Annotated in this window: 22 protein-coding genes; 8 read left to right on the forward strand and 14 right to left on the reverse strand. The window is 58.3% G+C overall.

Annotated elements, in window-relative coordinates; all coding sequences use genetic code 11:
* Positions 1-80 precede the first annotated feature (80 nt).
* Entirely contained in the window at positions 81-1,103 is a 1,023-nt protein-coding gene (gene mtnA, locus RAC90_RS14115) for an S-methyl-5-thioribose-1-phosphate isomerase (protein ID WP_006118040.1), read from the forward strand.
* 47 nt (positions 1,104-1,150) lie between these two features.
* Here mtnA and RAC90_RS14120 read toward each other — a convergent pair whose 3' ends face one another.
* Genes RAC90_RS14120 through RAC90_RS14130 form a run of 3 tightly spaced genes read right to left on the reverse strand, consistent with a single transcriptional unit; the run spans position 1,151 to position 2,989 of the window.
* Positions 1,151-1,693 carry an acireductone dioxygenase gene (locus RAC90_RS14120; protein ID WP_367143276.1) on the reverse strand — a complete coding sequence of 181 codons (543 nt, stop codon included), beginning with the start codon at positions 1,691-1,693 and terminating at the stop codon, positions 1,151-1,153.
* Position 1,694: 1 nt separating this feature from the next.
* Complete coding sequence (gene mtnC / locus RAC90_RS14125) at positions 1,695-2,378, reverse strand: acireductone synthase (protein ID WP_054632960.1); 684 nt, start codon at positions 2,376-2,378, stop codon at positions 1,695-1,697.
* A complete protein-coding gene (locus RAC90_RS14130; RefSeq protein ID WP_054632959.1) occupies positions 2,375-2,989 on the reverse strand; it encodes a methylthioribulose 1-phosphate dehydratase in 615 nt (204 codons plus the stop codon). Before RAC90_RS14130 ends, mtnC begins: the two co-directional genes overlap by 4 nt.
* A gap of 115 nt (positions 2,990-3,104) precedes the next feature.
* Between RAC90_RS14130 and RAC90_RS14135 the strand changes: the two genes are divergently transcribed.
* Positions 3,105-4,265 (forward strand): pyridoxal phosphate-dependent aminotransferase, encoded by a 1,161-nt coding sequence (locus RAC90_RS14135; protein ID WP_054632958.1) that lies wholly within the window; start codon positions 3,105-3,107, stop codon positions 4,263-4,265.
* On the forward strand, positions 4,253-5,026 hold the full coding sequence (locus RAC90_RS14140) for an amidohydrolase (RefSeq protein ID WP_054632957.1): 774 nt from the start codon (positions 4,253-4,255) through the stop codon (positions 5,024-5,026). The genes RAC90_RS14135 and RAC90_RS14140 overlap by 13 nt, the downstream gene beginning before the upstream one ends.
* Before the next feature lie 34 nt (positions 5,027-5,060).
* Here the strand turns inward: RAC90_RS14140 and katG are convergent, their stop codons facing one another.
* The 10 genes from katG to hpxU all read right to left on the reverse strand — a co-directional run bounded on the left by katG (position 5,061) and on the right by hpxU (position 14,593).
* The gene (gene katG / locus RAC90_RS14145; protein ID WP_375124468.1) at positions 5,061-7,259 is read right to left on the reverse strand and encodes a catalase/peroxidase HPI; all 2,199 of its coding nucleotides are present in this window, start codon (positions 7,257-7,259) and stop codon (positions 5,061-5,063) included.
* A gap of 137 nt (positions 7,260-7,396) precedes the next feature.
* Positions 7,397-7,732, reverse strand: a complete 336-nt coding sequence (gene uraH / locus RAC90_RS14150) for a hydroxyisourate hydrolase (RefSeq protein WP_054632956.1) — start codon at positions 7,730-7,732, stop codon at positions 7,397-7,399.
* A complete protein-coding gene (gene uraD, locus RAC90_RS14155) occupies positions 7,729-8,223 on the reverse strand; it encodes a 2-oxo-4-hydroxy-4-carboxy-5-ureidoimidazoline decarboxylase (protein WP_054632955.1) in 495 nt (164 codons plus the stop codon). Before uraD ends, uraH begins: the two co-directional genes overlap by 4 nt.
* A gap of 1 nt (position 8,224) precedes the next feature.
* The gene (gene hpxK, locus RAC90_RS14160; RefSeq protein ID WP_375124469.1) at positions 8,225-9,478 is read right to left on the reverse strand and encodes an allantoate amidohydrolase; all 1,254 of its coding nucleotides are present in this window, start codon (positions 9,476-9,478) and stop codon (positions 8,225-8,227) included.
* Positions 9,475-10,710, reverse strand: a complete 1,236-nt coding sequence (locus RAC90_RS14165; protein WP_006118030.1) for an alanine--glyoxylate aminotransferase family protein — start codon at positions 10,708-10,710, stop codon at positions 9,475-9,477. The genes hpxK and RAC90_RS14165 overlap by 4 nt, the downstream gene beginning before the upstream one ends.
* Positions 10,711-10,731: 21 nt before the next feature.
* On the reverse strand, positions 10,732-11,463 hold the full coding sequence (locus RAC90_RS14170; protein WP_006118029.1) for an amino acid ABC transporter ATP-binding protein: 732 nt from the start codon (positions 11,461-11,463) through the stop codon (positions 10,732-10,734).
* Entirely contained in the window at positions 11,444-12,100 is a 657-nt protein-coding gene (locus RAC90_RS14175) for an amino acid ABC transporter permease (RefSeq protein ID WP_033738775.1), read from the reverse strand. The genes RAC90_RS14170 and RAC90_RS14175 overlap by 20 nt, the downstream gene beginning before the upstream one ends.
* Positions 12,100-12,765 (reverse strand): amino acid ABC transporter permease, encoded by a 666-nt coding sequence (locus tag RAC90_RS14180; RefSeq protein WP_006118027.1) that lies wholly within the window; start codon positions 12,763-12,765, stop codon positions 12,100-12,102. The genes RAC90_RS14175 and RAC90_RS14180 overlap by 1 nt, the downstream gene beginning before the upstream one ends.
* 10 nt (positions 12,766-12,775) lie before the next feature.
* Positions 12,776-13,561 carry a transporter substrate-binding domain-containing protein gene (locus RAC90_RS14185; RefSeq protein WP_006118026.1) on the reverse strand — a complete coding sequence of 262 codons (786 nt, stop codon included), beginning with the start codon at positions 13,559-13,561 and terminating at the stop codon, positions 12,776-12,778.
* 192 nt (positions 13,562-13,753) lie between these two features.
* Positions 13,754-14,593, reverse strand: a complete 840-nt coding sequence (gene hpxU / locus RAC90_RS14190; RefSeq protein ID WP_033738523.1) for a MurR/RpiR family transcriptional regulator HpxU — start codon at positions 14,591-14,593, stop codon at positions 13,754-13,756.
* Positions 14,594-14,750: 157 nt separating this feature from the next.
* Here hpxU and RAC90_RS14195 point away from each other — a divergent pair, with 157 nt between their 5' ends.
* The 4 genes from RAC90_RS14195 to hpxZ are packed head-to-tail and all read left to right on the forward strand — an operon-like array spanning position 14,751 to position 18,309.
* The gene (locus RAC90_RS14195; RefSeq protein WP_006118024.1) at positions 14,751-16,337 is read left to right on the forward strand and encodes a gamma-glutamyltransferase family protein; all 1,587 of its coding nucleotides are present in this window, start codon (positions 14,751-14,753) and stop codon (positions 16,335-16,337) included.
* 12 nt (positions 16,338-16,349) lie between these two features.
* On the forward strand, positions 16,350-16,532 hold the full coding sequence (hpxX, locus tag RAC90_RS14200) for an oxalurate catabolism protein HpxX (RefSeq protein ID WP_033738521.1): 183 nt from the start codon (positions 16,350-16,352) through the stop codon (positions 16,530-16,532).
* Entirely contained in the window at positions 16,529-17,929 is a 1,401-nt protein-coding gene (locus tag RAC90_RS14205; RefSeq protein ID WP_375124470.1) for an AtzE family amidohydrolase, read from the forward strand. Before hpxX ends, RAC90_RS14205 begins: the two co-directional genes overlap by 4 nt.
* Positions 17,926-18,309 (forward strand): oxalurate catabolism protein HpxZ, encoded by a 384-nt coding sequence (hpxZ, locus tag RAC90_RS14210; protein WP_006118021.1) that lies wholly within the window; start codon positions 17,926-17,928, stop codon positions 18,307-18,309. Before RAC90_RS14205 ends, hpxZ begins: the two co-directional genes overlap by 4 nt.
* A 90-nt stretch (positions 18,310-18,399) precedes the next feature.
* Here the strand turns inward: hpxZ and RAC90_RS14215 are convergent, their stop codons facing one another.
* Complete coding sequence (locus tag RAC90_RS14215; protein ID WP_375124471.1) at positions 18,400-19,302, reverse strand: LysR substrate-binding domain-containing protein; 903 nt, start codon at positions 19,300-19,302, stop codon at positions 18,400-18,402.
* 98 nt (positions 19,303-19,400) lie between these two features.
* On the opposite strand from RAC90_RS14215, the gene RAC90_RS14220 reads away from it, so the two are divergent.
* Positions 19,401-20,174, forward strand: coding sequence for a 2OG-Fe(II) oxygenase (locus RAC90_RS14220; protein ID WP_375124472.1), 774 nt, complete (start codon positions 19,401-19,403; stop codon positions 20,172-20,174).
* Positions 20,175-20,183 lie beyond the last annotated feature (9 nt).

Consider the following 20,183-nt stretch of genomic DNA (forward strand, 5'->3'; position numbering starts at 1 on the left):
CAAGCCGTTCAGACGTCTATACATCCGTTACGCATGTTGGCACAATATCCGTCATCAACGCAACATGGATTTCACCAACAATGCAGACATTCCAAACCACAAGCTTACAGGTTCGCAACAACCAGCTCTGGATACTGGATCAGCAGGCCCTGCCTCAGCAAAAGAACTGGCTGCCCGCCCATACTGTGGCGCAGTTGGTTGACCATATTCATGCCCTGCGGGTGCGCGGCGCGCCGTTAATTGGTTTATCTGCATCACTGCTGCTGGCCCTGCTGGCAGAACAGGGGGAATCACGCGAGCAACTGGCGCAATCGCTGGACACCCTGCGGGCCGCCCGCCCTACTGCCGTAAACCTGATGAATAACCTTGATCGTATGAAACAGGCGCTGGCGCAGCCAGAAATGGCAACGAGCCTGATGGAAGAAGCGTTGCGTCTGGTGCATGAAGATAAACAGCTGTGCGATCGCATCGCCGATGCCGGCAGCGCGCTGGTCAAACCCGGCAGTCAGTTGTTAACCCACTGCAACACCGGCGGTCTGGCGACTGCGGGTGTGGGTACGGCACTGGGCGTTATCGCGCGTGCGCATCAACAAGGCCACGTTCACAATGTCTGGGTTGATGAAACGCGCCCGCTGTTGCAGGGGGGACGCTTAACCGCCTGGGAACTGGGCGAGCTGGGTGTGCCTTACCAGTTGATCACGGATTCGATGGCCGCCAGCCTGATGGCGGCGGGCAAGGTTGATGCTGTCTGGGTCGGCGCGGATCGCATTGCCGCCAATGGTGACGTGGCGAATAAAATCGGCACCTACAGCCTGGCGGTACTGGCGCACTATCATGGTATTCCGTTTTATGTTGCCGCGCCGCATACCACGCTGGATCGTCAATGCCCGACGGGGGATGCCATCCCGATTGAGCAGCGTGCCGCCAGTGAAGTTACCGGTGTGTCGGGAAGCTTCGGCAGCGTGCAGTGGGCGCCCGCGGATGCGCAGGTTTCTAATCCGGCCTTTGATGTCACGCCTGCGGCGCTCATCAGTGGTTGGGTACTGGATACCGGCGTGATCACACCGGCACAGGTGGCTGCTGGCGTTTTTCAGCCACAGTAAACAAAACGGGCGGCTGAGTCAGCCGCCCGCAGAAGGCACCGTCATAATTACGCCAGGCGCGGGTAGGCATCGGCGATCCTGTCGCCTGTGAAGTTGGCGATCCAGCCTTCCTGATTATCAAAAATACGAATCGCCGTGAAATGCGGGGATGATCCCATATCAAACCAGTGCGGCGTGCCTGCGGGCACCGAAATCAGATCGTTCTTTTCGCACAGGATCTGCAGAATTTCACTGTCCAGATGCAGGCAGAACAGCCCGGCGCCTTCGACAAAGAACCGCACTTCGTCTTCACCGTGCGTATGTTCTGAGAGGAATTTCTGGCGCAGCACGTCTTTTTGCGGATTGTCTGCCCGCATACTGATGACGTCCCAGCTCTGATAGCCTTTTTCGGCGACCAGGCGGTCAATGGCGTGCTGATAGGCGTTGATCACCGTTTCCGCATCGGGATTCTCGCCCAGATCGCGGTCTGCCTGCCAGCGCTCGAAGCGAACGTCTTTGGCGTTCAGACGCTCACGGATCGCCTCGGGATCGGTGCTGTGCCACAACGGCTGGCTCGGATCGCTATCGCTAAAAATGGTCAGTGCACTCATTTCAAATCGACTCCGGGTTAATCTGAGAAAAATCAGCGACCTGACGATGATGGCTGTCATCATCCGCCGCGTCACGAATCAGCTGCAACGTGTGCCAGCCAGCCTGTCTGGCGGCGTCCAGCTCCTGATGAATATCAGAGAGGAACAGCAATTGTCCGGCCGGCAAGCCCGTTTGCGCCGCGATGTTTTGATACGACGTTACCTCGCGCTTGGCGCCCACGTGGGTATCAAAGTAACCGCTAAACAAACCAGTAATATCACCTTCGTCGCTGTAGCCAAATAACAATTTCTGCGCGGCGACCGAGCCAGAGGAATATATATAAAGTTTAATGCCTTGCGCGTGCCAGGCCGTGAGCGCAGGCAGGACATCCGGATAAAGGTGCCCTGTAAAACGCCCGCTCAGATAGCCCTCGCGCCAAATCATCCCCTGCAGCGCTTTCAGGCCGGTCGATTTGCGGTCCTCATCCATATAAGAAAACAGGATGGCGATCACGCTGTCGACGTCGGCATCGGGCTGTCCGGCCTCCGCACGCACGGCATTGAGCGCGTCCTGAACGGTGGGCTGCGCCTTATGCTGGCGAACATAGTCGGCCAGATGGGCACGGGCATAGGGAAACAGGACGTTATGTACAAAACGGATATCGCTGGTGGTGCCTTCAATATCGGTAACAATGGCCTTAATCATGCCTTCTCCAGCAAGCGACGTTGACGTTCGCATTCAAATAAAAACTCCAGCCCTTCCAGATGGCGGCGCGCTTCTGCCACATCGTTGCCCCAGCAGGTCAGGCCATGACCACGCAGCAGAAAGCCGTAACGCAGCGGAAAACGGGCTGCATAATCTTCAATTTCTGACGCCAGCTCGGCAACATCCTGGCGGTTATCAAACACCGGAATCGCCACGGTATCCTCATGCGTGGACTGACCGCTCAGCGACTTTTGCATCTCATAGCCGTACAGCAGTAGCGCCGCGCCCTGCTCTACGCGCGACAGAACGGTGGAATTGACCGTGTGCGTATGCAGTACTGCGCCCGCCTCCGGAAACAGGCGGTAGATCAGCGTGTGCAGTGCGGTCTCGGCAGAAGGCCTGCGACCCGAGGGGGCCTGGCTGGTGGCAATGTCGACCTGAATAAAGTCATCCCGCGTCAGGCTGCCTTTATCTTTGCCTGACTCGCTGAGCAGGCAGAAATGCGCATCCTGGCGCACCGACATATTGCCGCCGGTGGCGGGCGCCCAGCCCTTCGCACCTATCCAGTGACAGGCGGCAACCAGCTGATCTAAAGCATGAGAATCGGACATTACTCTTCCTTTTAGCCGTCTAAGCGTCTTGATTGCCAAATACTAGCATCCTGTTTATAGTGGCAGCAACTCAGCGTTTCTTCGTAACCGTTTTTGCGCGTAAGGCAACCTAATCATGACGCAATCCATCCTCACGCCTGAGAGCAAGTTACCCGCCCTCGGCACCACGATATTCACGCAGATGAGCGCGCTGGCACAGCAGCATAACGCCATCAATCTTTCCCAAGGTTTTCCGGATTTTGATGGTCCGCGCTACCTGCAGGACAGGCTGGCTTATCATGTCAGTCAAGGTGCCAATCAGTATGCCCCCATGACCGGCGCACAACCGTTACGCGAAGCCATTGCCGAAAAGACCGCTGCGTTGTACGACTATCGTCCCGATGTGAACAGCGATATCACCGTGACCGCAGGCGCAACCGAAGCGCTGTATGCCGCGATCACTGCCCTGGTTCGCCCGGGTGACGAGGTGATCTGCTTCGATCCCAGTTACGACAGCTATGCGCCCGCTGTGCAACTGGCGGGCGGCGTACTGAAACGCCTCACCCTGCAGCCGCCCACGTTTGCAGTTGACTGGCCGGCGTTCTCCGCGCTGTTAAGCGATAAAACCCGACTGGTTATCTTAAATACGCCACATAATCCCTCGGCCAGCGTCTGGCACCAGGCGGACTATGCGGCCTTATGGCAGTCGATTGCTGACCGGGAAATCTATGTGCTGAGCGATGAGGTTTATGAGCACATCTGTTTTGCCCAGGACGGTCATGCCAGCGTGCTGGCGCACCCCGAACTGCGTCAACGTGCGGTGGCGGTTTCCTCGTTTGGCAAAACCTTTCACATGACCGGCTGGAAAGTGGGTTACTGCGTCGCCCCCGCGGCGATCAGCGCAGAAATCCGCAAGATCCATCAGTACCTCACTTTTTCCGTCAACACACCCGCTCAACTGGCGATTGCCGATATGCTGCGCCAGCATCCTGAACATTATCGTGAGCTGCCCGACTTCTATCGCGCGCGCCGTGACCGACTGATACAGGCACTGAGCCGTAGCCGTTTCCGCATTTTACCGTGCGAAGGCACCTACTTCCTGCTGGCGGACTACAGCGCTATATCGGCGCTGGATGACGTGCAGTTTTGCCAGTGGCTGACGCGCGAAGTGGGCGTGGCCGCGATCCCGCTGTCGGTCTTCTGTGAAGCGCCTTTCCCACACAAACTGATCCGGCTGTGCTTTGCAAAACAGGAAGCGACGCTCGACGCCGCAGCAGAGCGCTTATGTCGTCTTTAGCCATTACGTTGTTGCAAGCGCCGCTGACGTGGATGGATGGCGAGGCTAACCTGCGCCATTTCGATAATCTGCTGGCTGACATGACAGACCGGGATGTGATTATTCTGCCGGAGATGTTCACCACCGGTTTTGCGATGGAGGCTGCACAGCAGGCCCTGCCGCAACAGCAGGTCGTGACATGGCTACACCGTCATGCGAAGCGCACGAATGCGCTGGTGGGCGGCAGTGCCGCGATACAAACGCCAGCGGGTGCCGTGAACCGTTTTTTGCTGGTTGAGCCGAATGGCACGCTGCATCACTATGACAAGCGACACCTGTTTCGCATGGCGGATGAACAGCAGCATTACGTCGCGGGCACGGCGCGCACGGTGATTCAGTGGCGCGGCTGGCGCATTTTGCCGCAAATCTGTTACGACCTGCGCTTTCCGGTCTTTTCGCGCAACCAAAATGACTACGATCTGGCGTTGTATGTGGCCAACTGGCCTGCGCCGCGCGCGCTGCACTGGCAGGCGCTACTGCTGGCCCGGGCGATTGAGAATCAGGCGTTTGTCGCGGGCTGCAATCGCGTGGGCAGCGATGGCAACCAACATCAGTACAGTGGGGACAGCCGAATTATTTCACCGCAAGGCGAGGTGCTGGCTGCAGGTGAGCCCTTTACGGCAGGTAAGGTTGAGACGTCGCTGTCGCTTGCCGATCTGCAGGCTTATCGCGAGCGGTTTCCGGCGTGGCGGGATGCGGATGGCTTTACGCTGGCTGAATAAAAGCGCCCCGGCCAGGCCGGGGCGCTTCAGTCAGTTATTGCAGGTCGAAACGGTCCAGATTCATTACTTTTGTCCAGGCCGCCACGAAGTCAGTAACAAACTTCTGTTTCGCATCGCTGCTGGCATAGACTTCCGCCAGGGCGCGCAGGATGGCGTTGGAACCGAACACCAGATCGGCACGCGTGGCGCTGAACCTGACTTCGCCACTCTGACGGTCACGGCCTTCAAAGATCTCTTCACTGCTGTCGGTCGCACGCCAGGCGGTGCGCATATCCAGCAAGTTTACGAAGAAGTCGTTACTCAGGACGCCGACGCGGTCAGTAAAGACGCCATGATGGCTGCCGTCAAAGTTGGTCCCCAGCACACGCAGACCACCCAGTAACACCGTCAGTTCCGGCGCGCTCAGCGTCAGCTGCTGTGCTTTGTCCAGCAGCAGGGTTTCGGTTGACGAGCCGCCTTTCACGCGACGGTAGTTACGGAACCCGTCCGCCAGCGGCTGAAGCACGTTAAAGGATTCGACATCGGTTTGATCCTGACGAGCATCCACACGACCTGGCGTAAAGGGGACCTGCGCGGCCACGCCCGCAGCGGCGGCGGCCATTTCGATACCGACGCTGCCCGCAAGGACGATGACGTCAGCCAGCGAGGCCTTGCCGGATTCCTGCTGAATCTGCTGCAGTTTCGGTAACACGTCGTTAATCACGCTGGCGTTCACAGCCCAGCTATTCTGCGGTGCCAGGGCCAGACGGGCACCGTTCGCTCCGCCACGTTTGTCGCCACCCCGGAAGGTTGATGCCGACGCCCAGGCCGCTGAAACCAGCTGGCTCACGCTCAGACCTGACGCCGCGATTTTCGCCTTCAGCTCACTGATATCCGCTGGCGTGGGCTGATGAGTCGGCTGCGGTAACGGATCCTGCCACAGTAAATCTTCTTTCGGTACTTCTGGCCCGATGTAACGTGCTTTTGGCCCCATATCGCGGTGCGTCAGTTTAAACCAGGCGCGGGCGAAGGCTTCGTTAAAGGCCTGCGGATCGTTAAGGAAACGGCGAGAGATTTTCTCGAACTCCGGATCAAAACGCAGCGTCAGGTCCGTAACCAGCATGGTGGGTTTACGCTTTTTCTCAGGATCGAACGGGTCCGGAATAATGGCTTCTGCGTTAACGGCTTCATACTGAATGGCCCCTGCCGGGCTATGGGTTTTCACCCACTCATATTTAAACAGGTTCTCAAAGAAGTAGTTACTCCACTGAGTTGGCGTCTGCGTCCAGACGACTTCCAGACCCGACGTAATCGCATCGGCACCGACACCGCTGCCGTAGCTGTTGTTCCAGCCAAAGCCCTGAGCTTCGATGGGTGACGCTTCCGGATCGACGCCAACATGGCTGGCCGCCGCCGCACCGTGGGTTTTACCCAGCGTATGCCCGCCTGCGATCAACGCGACGACCTCTTCATCGTTCATGCCCATGTTGCCAAAGGTGGCGCGAATCGCTGGCGCGGCAGATGCCGGATCGCCGCTGGCTTCAGGCCCCTCTGGGTTCACGTAGATCAGCCCCATTTCGGTTGCGCCCAGCGGGGCGTTAGCCAGACTTTCGGGATGACGGTGGGCCAGCCACTCGGTTTCGTTACCCCAGTCCACGTCCATATCCGGTTCCCAGACGTCTTCACGACCGGCACCAAAACCAAAGGTACGGAAACCTGAGTTTTCCAGCGAAACGTTACCCGCGAGAATATAGAGGTCGGCCCAGGAAATTTTCTGGCCGTATTTCTGTTTGACCGGCCACAGCAGGCGACGGGCTTTGTCCAGGCTGACGTTGTCAGGCCAGGAGTTCAGCGGCGCGAAACGCTGCTGACCACGACCGGAGCCGCCACGGCCATCGATAGTGCGGTATGTGCCGGCACTGTGCCACGCCATGCGGATGAACAGACCAATGTAGCTGCCCCAGTCGGCAGGCCACCATGACTGGGAGTCGGTGAGCAACGCCCGGATATCGGCTTTCAGTGCGGAATAGTCCAGTTTGCTGAACTCTTCGCGGTAGTTGAAGTTCTCGCCGAGGGGATTAGAGCGGTTGGAGTGCTGGTTCAGCAGATCCACGCGCAGCATATTTGGCCACCAGTCGCGATTGCTGGTACCACTACCGGCTCCACGAGCCAGAACGCTTTCTTCTTCCGATTTACCGTGATGAAAGGGACATTTACCTGAAGCGGCTACATCATTATCTTTTGGCGTGCTCATTATCGGCTCCGTTGCCTTCACATTGTCATCGCTAAGATAACCCTGGCGTTAGCAGGAATATAGTCGGATGGGCCGAAGGTATTGATAGCCATTAGCTTTCAAGCGCAGCGAAAAAAAAGCTGCGCCCGATGGACCCGTCAGCTGCCGCGATAGGTGGACCAGCTCCAGGGGGATATCAAAAAGGGCAAGTGGTAATGGCTGCCGCTTTCCGTGAGGACAAAATCAATTTGTGCGCTGACGTATAAGGTTTCCCGTCCGTCCGCGCGAAAGTAGGCGCCAATATCTGCCGTGAGGCGATACTGCCCAGACGCAAGTGGCTCAGGTGTCAGATCCTTCAGACGACCATCGTTATCTGTGACGCCTTGTGCACAGGGAGTCCAGCCTTGTGCCGTGTGCTGTTCCAGCAACATGGCAACGCCCGGCGCGGGTTTTCCCAGCGCCGTATCCAGAATGTGAGTGCTGATGGTGCTCATGAAAAACTCTCCTTTAAGCGCAGCAGGGTGATTTCCCGCAACTGCGCCAGGGCTTCCTGTTGCTCGGTTTCCGGGCTGTTGTCCAGCCGCCGCGTGAGTTCATCAAGCAGCGTCTGTGCGCTGCGTCCTTTGGCCCGAATCAAAAATACCCGGTTAAAGCGCGCCTCATATGCCTGATTGCCCCGCACCATGGCCTGATGTAACGCGTCGTCTGCGTGTTGCATGGCCGCCTGTTCGCTACGCGACAACTGTTTTTCCTTCTCATTGCCCTGCGCCTTTTCCCCGATACGTGGATGAGCGGAGAGCGCCTGATTCAGATCGTCCTCCTGCCAGTCCTGTGTCAGCCGTTGTGCTTCAGTCAGCAGGGCATCAAGACTGTGAAACGGGCGGGCCGCCACCAGCGCCAGCTGCCAGTGCGGCAGCGCAACGCAGTGGGACAGGGCAAGCTGTGCAGCGGCTTCCGGTAACTGGTTAAAGGTATCCAGATCCATATTAATGCTGCTCCGCAAGGAGGCAAATCGTCTGCAAATAGGCCTGAACCGCTGGCGCGACATCGGCTTCATTCACCGATTCTGCCGGATGGTGGCTGATGCCGCGGTGGTTACGCACGAACAGCATCCCCACCGGCCAGCGCTCTGCAATGGCAATAGCATCATGACCCGCCCCGCTGGGCAGCGCCAGGCAGCGTCCCTGAACGGTTTCTACCGCGTGGCTCAGCGCCTGTTGCAATCCGGCATCGCAGGCCGTTGCCGCGATACGGTAATACTCCTGCGCGCTAAAGGTTAAACCGCGACGCAGTGCAATGGCTTCCGCCCGGGTCAGCAACGAGGACAGCAACGATTCAAGCGGCGCGTCCTCGGGTCCACGCACATCCAGAGACAGATGCACCTCCCCCGGAATGACGTTCACCGCGCCCGGCGCGCAGTTCAGCGTGCCCACCGTAGCGACAAGCGGTGAAGTCTGCTCGCGCGTGGTATGCTCGATGAATACCATCCACTCTGCGGCAGCGGCCAGCGCGTCTTTACGATGCGCCATCGGTACGGTTCCGGCATGACCGGCCTCACCGGTGAAACAGCAATTGAGGCGACGGGCACCGTTGATCGCGGTAACCACACCCAACGCGAGATCTTCCTGCTCCAGGCAAGGCCCCTGCTCTATGTGCAGTTCAAGATAGGCCACGATGTCGCTGACGTTACGAGCGGCGCGTGAGATCTGGCTGGCGTCCAGGCCGACATCCTGCATCGCCTGTGCCACCGTAATGCCATTGCCGTCAGGATGGGTCGGCCAGCTGACAGGCCAGGTGCCGGTAATGCCGCGACTGCCCAGCAGGGTAATGCCAAAACGCGTGCCTTCTTCATCACCAAAGCCGATGATTTCAATGGCCAGGGGCAGGCGACGCTGGCGATCGTGGAGCCACTGCACGGTTTCAATCGCGCTCAGCACGCCCAGCATGCCGTCATAGCGGCCCGCATTACGAACCGTGTCCAGATGCGAGCCCAGCAGCAGCGCAGGTGCGCCAGGCTGGGCCGCGTCGTAGCGGCCGCAGATATTGCCGACTTCATCCTGCCAGACCGTCATACCGGCGGCCTGCATCCACTCACCGACGCGCGCGTTGGCACGCAGGTGTTCCGGCGACAGATAAACCCGTGTCAGCCCTTGTTCGCTTTCACTGATCTCAGCCAGCGCATCACAGCGCGCCATCACGCGCCGGGCGGCAACCTGAGCCTCGCTGGCATTCATCATCATGCATGGCTCCCGTAGTGGTTCCATGCCGCCTGCGAGCCCGCGCCCTGTGGCGTGCGGTAACCGACATGCGACAACACCATTTCCAGCGCGGCCAGGGTTTGCATCACGCAGTCTTTGCGCGCGTTGTAACCCATCGTGCCGATGCGCCAGACTTTGCCATGCAGCGGACCAAACGACGTGCCGATTTCAATGCCGAAATCTTCCAGCATCAGCTTACGGACCTCATCGCCATTGACGCCCTGAGGGATCACTACGCCCAGCACGTTACTCATTTTGTTGCTGAGATCGCCAAAGGTTTCCAGCCCCATCCCCTGAATGCCTTTTAACATCGCTTCGCCGTGCAGCTTGTGGCGCGCAATCCCGTTATCCAGCCCTTCCTGCAGAATCAGACGCGCGCATTCACGCGCGCCGAACAGGGCGCTGGTCGCTTCAGTGTGGTGATTGAGGCGTTCCGGGCCCCAGTAATCCATGATCATGCCGAGATCGAAATAGTTGGAGTAGATCATCTCGTCATCGCCATCCTGGTGCGCATCCGTGCGGATCCCCTGCTCTACGCATTTGCGCTGGCGGATCACCGCTGCCATCTCATCGCTCAGCGTGATCGGCGAAGTTCCGGACGGGCCACCCAGGCATTTCTGCATGCCGGCGGACACCGCGTCCAGGCCCCATGCATCGGTTTCCAGCGCATTGCCCGCCAGCGATGCCGTGGCATCGGTGTAAAACAGCACACCATATTTTTTGCAGATCGCCCCCAGCTCCGCCAGCGGCTGCAGCATAGTGGTTGAGGTATCGCCCTGTACGGTCAACAGCAAACGCGGTTTTACTTTTTTAATCGCATCTTCGATCTGATCGGGCGTAAACACCTCTCCCCACGGCACCGCAATGGTGTGCACATCGGCCCGGCAGCGACGGGCGATTTCACACAGCAGATGACCAAAACGGCCATAGACTGGCACCAGCACCTTATCGCCAGGGCGAATCGCCGACAGCAGGATCGCTTCAATACCGGCGCGTGAGGTACCGTCGATCAGCAGCGTCCAGCGGTTTTCGGTGCGGAACACGCCGCGATAGAGCGCCATCACTTCATTCATGTAATGGGTCATCGCCGGATCATATTGTCCGAGCAACTGGCTCGACATCGCGCGCAGCACACGCGGATCGGCATTGATCGGACCGGGGCCCATTAACAGGCGCTGAGGCGGATTAATTTGCGAAAATTGAGAGATATCCATAGTGAATTCCTTGTTAAGCACTCACAGACGCACAGAGGAAATAAACTGCTTTAGCTCCGCCGTCTGCGGATGGGCAAACAGTGTTTTGCTGTCCCCCTGTTCCCAGACGCGCCCCTGATGCATAAAGACCACACGATCGCCCACATCGCGGGCGAAGTTCATTTCATGGGTGACGAGAATTAACGTCATGCCTTCGGCGGCAAGTTGCTCCAGCACTTTCAGCACTTCGCCGACCAGCTCCGGGTCCAGGGCTGAGGTGATCTCATCACACAGTAATACCCGGGGTTCCATGGCAAGTGCGCGGGCAATGGCTACGCGCTGTTGCTGTCCGCCTGACAGGCTGGACGGGTAATAATCCAGCCGCTCGCCCAGCCCCACTTTTTCCAGCATACGGGCTGCCAGTTCGCGGCACTCGGCCTGACTTTTTTTCAGAACCCGACGCGGTGCCAGCATGACGTTTTCCAGCGCCGTCATATGTGGGAACAGGTTGAAGTTCTGAAATACCATCCCTACGGAGCGGCTGATTTCGCGCGCCTGTGAGTCGCGGTCGGTGATGGTCATGCCGCCGAGTTTAATGCTGCCATCCTGATAGCCTTCCAGCCCGTTCATGCAGCGCAGCAGTGTACTTTTGCCGGAACCGCTGCGACCGATAATCGAGATCACTTCTCCCATATCGATATCCAGATCCACGCCTTTCAAAACATGGTTAGTGCCGTAATACTTCTGGACCTGATTAATGGTGATGAGCGGCATTGAATTTTTTCTCCAGATACTGGCTGTAACGCGACAGCGGATAACACATCAGGAAGTAGCCCAGTGCCACCAGCCCAAAGACTTTAAACGGCTGGTAGGTCACGTTATTCAAAATGGTGCCGGCTTTGGTCAGCTCGACAAATCCGATAATGGAGGCCAGCGCGGTGCCTTTAATCACCTGCACAGCAAACCCCACTGTCGGGGCAATCGCAATGCGGATCGCCTGAGGCGCAATCACCCGCGTGAGCGTCTGACCAAAGTTCAGGCCGAGGCAGCGTGACGCTTCCCACTGCCCTTTTGGCAGCGCCTGAATACTGCCGTGCCAGATATCCAGCAAATAGGCACTGGTATAAAAGGTCAGCGCCAGCGACGCAGCGGTCCAGGGCGCAACGTCGATGCCAAACAGCCCGACGCCAAAGAAAGCCAGAAACAGCTGCATCAGCAGCGGTGTGCCCTGGAACAGCTCGGTGTACGCGCGAATGATTCGCGTCAGCCATTTACGCTTTAACAGACGTAAAAACAGCAGAGGTAACGTCACGAGCGTACCGCCTAAAAAGGCCACCAGCGACAGGGCAATCGTCCAGCGCGCGGCCAGCAGCAGGTTGCGCACGATGTCCCAGTCGGTAAAGGTTGTCATCATGCCTGCACCCCCAGCCACTTGCGGCCAATCGCCAGCAGCAGCTGACGCATTACTATCGACAACGCCAGGTAGATCAACGTGGTCACCGAGTAGACTTCGAAACTCAAAAACGTACGTGACTGAATCAGGTTGGCGGCAAAGGTCAGCTCCTCGTAGGAGACCTGCGAGACGACCGACGATCCCAGCATCACAATGATGCACTGACTCACCAGCGCCGGATAAATCCGTTGCAGCGACGGTGGCAACACCACGCGCAGAAAGGTCTGGCTGCGCGTTAATCCCAGCACCCGACCGGCTTCCCACTGCCCTTTTGGCGTGACCTGAATGCCCGCCCGGATAATTTCCGTGCTATAGGCACCCAGGTTAACCAGCATCGCCAGCAGTGCGGCTTCCCCTGCGGTGAGTTTCAGCCCCAGGTTGGGTAAACCGAACACAATAAAGAACAGCTGCACCACAAACGGCGTATTACGAATCAGTTCGACATAGATGCCCCACAGGCGGCTTAACCAACTGGGTTTACCGCTGCGCAGCGCCGCGCCGATAATGCCGATACTGACGCCGCCGACCGTCGCCAGCACCGTTAACTGGATCGTTACCCACAGGCCGGAGAGCAACTCCGGCCAGTACGGCAACAATGCAGGGAAATTAAGTTGCCCGGTCATTGCCCCGTCCTTATGCGCCCAGGTTGGCTGGCAGCGGCGCTTTCAGCCACTCTTCGGACATTTTGTTCAGCGTGCCGTCTTTAATGCCCTGGTCGATCAGCGCATTCACTTTCTCTTTCAGTGCCGGCTCGTCTTTTTTCAGTCCGATATAGCACGGCGAGTCTTTCAGCATGAACTGCGCAACAGGGGCTTTAGCCGGGTTCTGACGCGTAATGGCTGCGACGACCAGGTTGCCGGTAGCGACATACTGCACCTGTCCGGAGAGGTAGGCTGATAACGTGGTGTTGTTATCTTCATAACGTTTCACCTGCGCGTCTTTCGGCGCCACCTCGCTCAGCACCATATCTTCCACCGCACCACGGGTGACACCCACCGACTTGCCGCTCAGCGCCGCGGGATCTTTGAGATGATCGCCTTTAGGTCCAAAAACGCCCAGAAAGAACGGCGCGTAAGCCCGGCTGAAATCAATCACCTTTTCACGCTCAGGATTTTTCCCCATGCTGGAGATCACCAGATCCACCTTGTCCGTCTGCAGATAAGGCACACGGTTGGCACTGCTGACCGGCACCAGTTGCAACTTAAGTTTCATCTGTTTGGCCAGATACTTTGCCATGTCGATGTCATAGCCCTGCGGTTGCAGATCGGTCCCCACGGAGCCAAACGGTGGGAAATCCTGCGGCACTGCCACTCGCAGCACGCCGCGTTTCTGGATGTCCTGCAGTTGATCCGCCAGCACGCTGCCTGCCTGTGCCATCAGTACGGCTGCCGCGACAACGGCCATTAATACTTTTTTCATTATGCACCCCGGTGAGATTATGTGAAACAAAAGATTCTTATGATTGGCATTCTGCAACTAATGTGCCAACGCAACGGGTGGGGGATAAATGCGGATTAACGCTGAAATGGCGGCTTTTACTAAGCGTAATGCGATTCCCGAGTCACCCCGGGAGACGGTCCAAAAAGGGGCAAAGCACCAAAATGGTGCCTGCTAACGGTGCTCCAGCTCATCAAGGTGCTGATAAAGATCGGCAATCTGATGAATACGCGGCCGCCCCAGCGCCAGTAATTCATGCAGCAGGGCGTTGGCGAGCAGGTTCACCAGACTCATGGCCGAGGCGTAGCTGTCGAAGGCGGAGACGCTGTCCAGCGGGGCGCAAAACTGCCAGCGCGCCAGTGAAATCACGCTCTGCGCCTGGGGCTCACACAGCGCCAGTACCGGAATCCTTGCGCTTTGCAGCTGCTGCATTAACGGCTGAATAATGCGGGTGCGGCGGCGAAACGCAATCACGACCACCATGTCCTCCGGCGTGATGTCCACCAAATCCTCTGCCAGCGTCTGGCCCGGCTGGGGCAGAATATGCACCTGAGCACGCGTCTGAATGAGCTGCTGACGCAGATGCAGCGCCACCGGATAGGCATTGCGCATGCCAACAATATAGATACGTTTTGCCTGCGCCAGCTGGGCGATGACATCGGCGAATTGCTGGGGATCAATGCTGTTAACCCATTGTGTCAGATTGGCCATTTCCTGCTTGTAATGCCGCGACAGCAGGGTATTTCCCTGTACCGCATCCCGGTTATCCGTTAACGGCATACCGCTCTGGCGCAGGGTACGGAGCTCATCGCGCATGTCTTTATATTTGTCATAGCCCAGGCGCTTAAACAGTCGGCTCACCGTGGCTTTTGAGACACCGCTCAGGCGTGCCAGCTCGGCACTGTTATAGCTAATCAGGTCATCAAAGTGGTCAAAAATAAAGTCGGCTATACGCTGCTCCTGCGGCGAAAGCTGGGGGTAATGCGTTCTGAGTCGCTCATCAAGCTGTTTCATTCAGGTCCTGTAACTTTTGTTTCAATCGCGGGATTGCCACAGAAGCTAGCATAATTTGGGCCAGATAAACCTGTCCAGAGACGTTGTCTTCTTAAAAACTGGAACGGCTCTTGCTTAAACTTTTGCTTTGTACCCTGAAAAACAGAATGAGAAGAGCATGATTCAGAGCAATTTGGCCCCGTTAGGCATGGCCGTGACGCCGCATCATCTGGCCAGTGAAAGTGCGCTGGCGGTACTGCGGGAAGGGGGGAACGCGATTGAGGCCATGGTGGCCGCCGCGGCGACGATTGCGGTGGTCTATCCGCACATGAATGGGCTGGGCGGTGACGGATTCTGGCTGATCATGCCAGGCAAAGGCGATCCGGTTGGCATTGATGGCAGTGGCAGAGCGGGTTCGCTGGCGAATTTTGACTTCTATAAGGGGGAAACCCATATCCCTCATCGTGGACCTAAAGCGGCCCTGACGGTGGCGGGCACGGTGAGCGGCTGGCAGGCGGCACTGGACCTGTCCGCAGAACTGGGGGGAACCACCCTGCCTTTACCGCGCTTACTCCGCGATGCTGTTCGCTATGCTGCCGATGGCATTCCCGTCACCGCCTCACAAGCCGCGGCGACGCGGACGAAGCGCGACGAGCTACAGCATCTGCCTGGCTTTGCCGCCACGTTTTTACCGGACGGCGATGTGCCAGCGGAAGGCAGCCGTTTCACCCAGCCTGATTTAGCCCGTACATTGAGCCTGCTGAGCGAAGAAGGTCTGGACAGTTTTTATCGCGGCACGCTGGCACAGCACCTTGCGGAAGAAATGGTCAATCTGGGCATTCCCATCACCCTGGCGGATTTACAGCAGCAACGGGCTCGCCGCGTCACGCCGCTCCATATTCGCCACAGCGAAGGCGATATCTGGAATATCACGCCACCGACACAAGGTATGGTGTCGCTGGCCATACTGGGCATCACGGATCATCTGGACATGGCGAACGCAGATGAGGTGCAGACGATCCACCGTATCGTCGAAGCCACCAAAAAAGCGTTTGCCCTTCGGGATCAGCATATTACCGATCCCCGCCATGTGGTTGAGGATCTGCAGGCACTGCTTGACGGCGAAACCCTCGCCACCCTCGCCAGCCAGATTCAGGATGATCGCGCCGCGCCCTGGGGAACCGGTCGCGGGCCTGGCGATACCGTCTGGATGGGCGTGATGGACAGCAGCGGGCTTTCCGTTTCCTTTATCCAAAGTATTTATCATGAGTTTGGCAGCGGTGTAGTGGTGCCCGGCACCGGACTTGTCTGGCAAAACCGGGGCGCGGCTTTTAGCCTCGATCCCGACCATATGCTGGCGCTGGCGCCCGGTAAACAACCCTTCCATACGCTGAATCCTGCCGCCGCACGCCTGAAGGATGGTCGCACCATGGTATACGGCTCCATGGGCGGCGATGGCCAGCCGCAAACTCAGGCAGCCATTTTTACCCGCCATGTTATTCAGCGCCTGCCGCTGCAGCAGGCCGTTAGCGCACCTCGCTGGCTGCTGGGGCGGACCTGGGGCCAGCTGTCGGACTCGCTCAAACTGGAAAGTCGCTTCGCGCCCGACACCCTGGAGGCGCTACGTGCGTTAGGACATGACGTGGAGTCGCTGCCGGCCTACAGTGAGGCCGTCGGCCATGCAGGTGCCATTGTTCGTCACAACAACGGTATGTTTGAAGGCGCAAGCGATCCGCGCAGCAACGGCAGCGCCGCCGGTTTCTGACAGGAGTAAATCATGAATCAGAGTGACTGGGCAGCCTATATTGCCCAAATGGAGCAAATCCTGAACGTGGAACTGGACGAAGATCGCCGTGTCGCCCTGCTACAACAGATGACGCGCATTGCCGATATGGCGGCCCCGTTGATGGCTTATCCGCTGGACGACCGGCTCGAAGTCGCAGGAGTGTACAAAGCATGAGACCAGACGAGGTTTCCATTCAGGCACTTCAGCAGGCGATTCAGCACGGTGATATCAGCGCCCGTGAAGTGGCGGAGCAGACACTGACCGCGATTGAGAAACAGAATCCGCAGCTTAATGCCTGGACGGATATCACCGCAACGCGGATGGTGCAGGAAGCGGATGCGATAGACAAGCAACGCCTGCGCGGCGAGACTTTGCCGCCGCTGGCGGGCATTCCCTATGCGGTAAAAAACCTGTTTGACGTGCAGGGGTACACTACCCTGGCGGGGGCCAGACTGTTTCGTCAGCGTCCGGCCGCAACCCGGGATGCCTTTGCCATCACCCAACTTCAGCAGGCCGGTGCCCTGCTTTCCGGCATGGTCAACATGGATGCCTATGCCTACGGTTTTACCACCGAAAATACCCACTATGGGGCGACGCACAACCCGCATGATCTGGCGCGCATTGCGGGCGGCTCATCCGGCGGTTCGGCCGCCGCCGTGGCAGCGGGACTGGTGCCTTTCTCGCTGGGGACGGACACCAACGGCTCAATCCGCGTCCCGGCTTCCCTGTGTGGGATTTTTGGCCTGAAACCGACTTTTGGCCGCTTATCCCGCAGCGGCAGCCATCCGTTTGTCGCCAGTCTGGATCATATCGGTCCCTTCGCCCGTCGGGTGGACGATCTGGCCCTGGTTTACGATCTGCTGCAAGGGCACGACAGCACGGATGCCTTCCAGGCCGATCGCCCGCTGGCAGCCACCTTACCGCAGCTGAAAAACGGTGCACAGGATTTGCGCTGTGCCGAACTGGGCGGCTTCTTTTCGACCTGGTGTAATGATGATGCCCGCGCGGCGCAATTACAGGTGGCGCAGGCGTTACAGGCTCAGGACGACGTGGTAATCGCGGAGGCTGAGTTAGCGCGCTCGGCCGCCTTTATTATGACCGCCTCTGAAGGCGGCAATCATTACCTGCCTGCGCTGCGTCAGCAGCCCGACCTGTTTGAGCCCCATTCGCGTGAACGCCTGCTGGCTGGTGCGATGCTGCCCGCGGCATGGTATGTTCAGGCCCAGCGCTTCCGCCGCCACTTTCAGCAGCAGGTCTTCCCGCTGTTTGCGCAGTACGATGTGCTTATCGCCCCTGCCACGCCATGTAGCGCGCCGTTAATTGGTCAGGAAACGATTGCCATTAACGGGCAGAATCTGCCGACGAAGGCCAGCATGGGCATGCTGACGCAGCCGATCTCCTTCCTTGGACTTCCCGTCTGTACTGTGCCGATGACGACGGCGAGCGGTTTACCGATTGGCGTACAGTTAATTGGCGCCCCCTTTAACGAACAGGCTGTCTTACGCGCAGCCTGTGCCCTTGAACAACAAGGACTGACATTTTCGCCCACCCGCAGGGCAGGAGCACAATGAATACTGACGCGATTAATCTTCCCGAGGTGCTGAACGCCGTTACCGCCGCGTTCTACCGTTATGAAAAGGCGCTGACGGGCAACGACATTGCCGTCCTGGATGAGCTGTTCTGGCACGATCCGCGGACCGTGCGCTTAGGCGCTGGCGAGAACCTGTACGGCATCGATGAAATCCGCGCGTTTCGCGCGGCAAGACCGTCGGCGGGGCTGGACCGCACGCTGCGCAATACGGTGATCACCACGTTTGGTGACGCGTATGCGGTGTGCAGCACCGAATTTACCCGGGCGGGCACGGAGAAAATTGGCCGTCAGCAACAGACCTGGGTGAAGTTTCCGCAGGGCTGGCGCATCGTGGCAGCGCAGGTCAGTCTGATGAGCTAAGCCCGGCGGAGCAGTCATATGTTAAGGCCGGGAGGCCTGAGTCTAACGCTTCACGCCGCGAAAGCGCTCAACTGCAACCCCTACGCCGCTCTACAGGGCGGCGAGCTCGCCTAACCAGGCGATCATTGCCTCTGCGCCAGGCTGGTTCAGCGTGCGATTCGGCCAGGCCAGATAATAGGGCTTGCTGAGCGGCAACGCGAGCGCATCTACAATGACCAGTTCGCCCCGGTCCAGCGCCTGGGCGATCATCCGGCGCTGTCCCAGCAGCACACCAGCGCCGGCCACGGCGGCATCAATCGCCAGCGAGGTCAGGTTAAAGGTCATGGCTGGACGAGCTGCTGGCACAGCCATTCCTTTCGCCTCAAACCAGCCCGACCAGTCTGGCAAAAAGCGCCCTTCTTTGCCCCAGTCGAGATGAATCAGCGGCGCATGCCGTAACAGATCCTCGCGGGAAAAGGCGTCGTTCAGCCGCGGGCTGGCGACCGGGAGCACCTCATCATGAAACAGATACGCTTTATTCAGTCTGGGATACGCCTCCTCGCCGAAGCACATCACAAAGTCGGCCGGCGTTTGAGCAAAATCCACCTCCGCGTGCGTGCCATGTAAGGAAAGAATGACATCCGGACAGCGTTCACGCCAGCGGCACAGATGCGGCAACAGCCATTTCGACGCCAGCGCCGGCAGCGTGTAAAGCGTAAGCTGTGCGGCGGTCTCAGTGCGTCCTATGTTGCGCTGACCAAGCTGGAGAACCGCAAAGGCTTCCGTGACATAGCGAAGATACTGCTTGCCCGTCTCCGTCAGCATCACACCCTGTTGCGTACGTAAAAACAGGACGCAGCCAAGATGATCTTCAAGCTGGCGAATTTGCTGACTCACCGCCGCAGGGGTTAAGGCCAGCTGTGCCGCGGCCCTGGTCAGGCTGCCGGTTTCCGCAGCCACTTTAAATGACTGAATCACGTTGATTTTAGGCAAGCGCGATGACGGGTTGGGCATTAAGCATTCCTTATCAGGGTATTAACGATTTATTGGTATTCAGCTGATGCCGGGCAGGCTAGTGTGACAATTCATCCCTTCATTATGAGACCGCGACGATGCCCAAAGCCCTGGTACGTACTGACTTACATCCTCTGACCGACCACGCCTGGCGTCAAGACTGTCGCAGGCAACTTAATCAACACGGCGCGCTGGTGTTGCGTCATTTTTTGCAGCCTGCCGCCCTGCAGGCCATCGTCGCAGAAGGCAATGCGCAGCGCGATCGGGCTTATTACACTGTCAGTCAGCACAACGTTTACCTGATGAAAACGGATGCCGGCTTCAGCGACAGCCATCCACGCAACCGCGAAGTAAACAGCACCAAAGGGTGCATTACGGACGATATGATTGCAGCGGATTCCCCGCTGCGTCAGTTGTATGACGATGCGCTGTTTCAGTCTTTCTTATGCGAAGTGCTGGACGAAGAGGCGCTGTATCCCTACGCCGACCCGTTGTCTTCGATTAACCTGCACTATGCGCCACAGGGTAAAGAGCTGGGATGGCATTTTGACAACTCCTCGTTTGCCATCACGTTGCTGGTGCAGAAACCGCTGGGCGGTGGACGGTTTCAGTATGTGAAAGACCTGCGGGATGCTGATGCAGGCGAAATGAATTACGCGGGCGTGGCCGCCGTGCTCGATGAACAGCACGCCGTCGATGAACTGGCTATGGATACCGGTGACCTGGTACTGTTTCGTGGGCGAAATTCACTGCATCGCGTGACGCCCACAGAAGGCGACATCACGCGCATGCTGGCGGTGCTGGCCTACAATACCGCGCCCGGCATCGCCCTGTCGGAAACGGCCCGCCTGACGTTTTACGGCCGGTTGTAAACCGCACCC

It is taken from the genome of Pantoea sp. CS_6 (assembly GCF_041954745.1).
In the GTDB taxonomy this organism is placed as follows: Bacteria; Pseudomonadota; Gammaproteobacteria; order Enterobacterales; family Enterobacteriaceae; genus Pantoea; species Pantoea stewartii.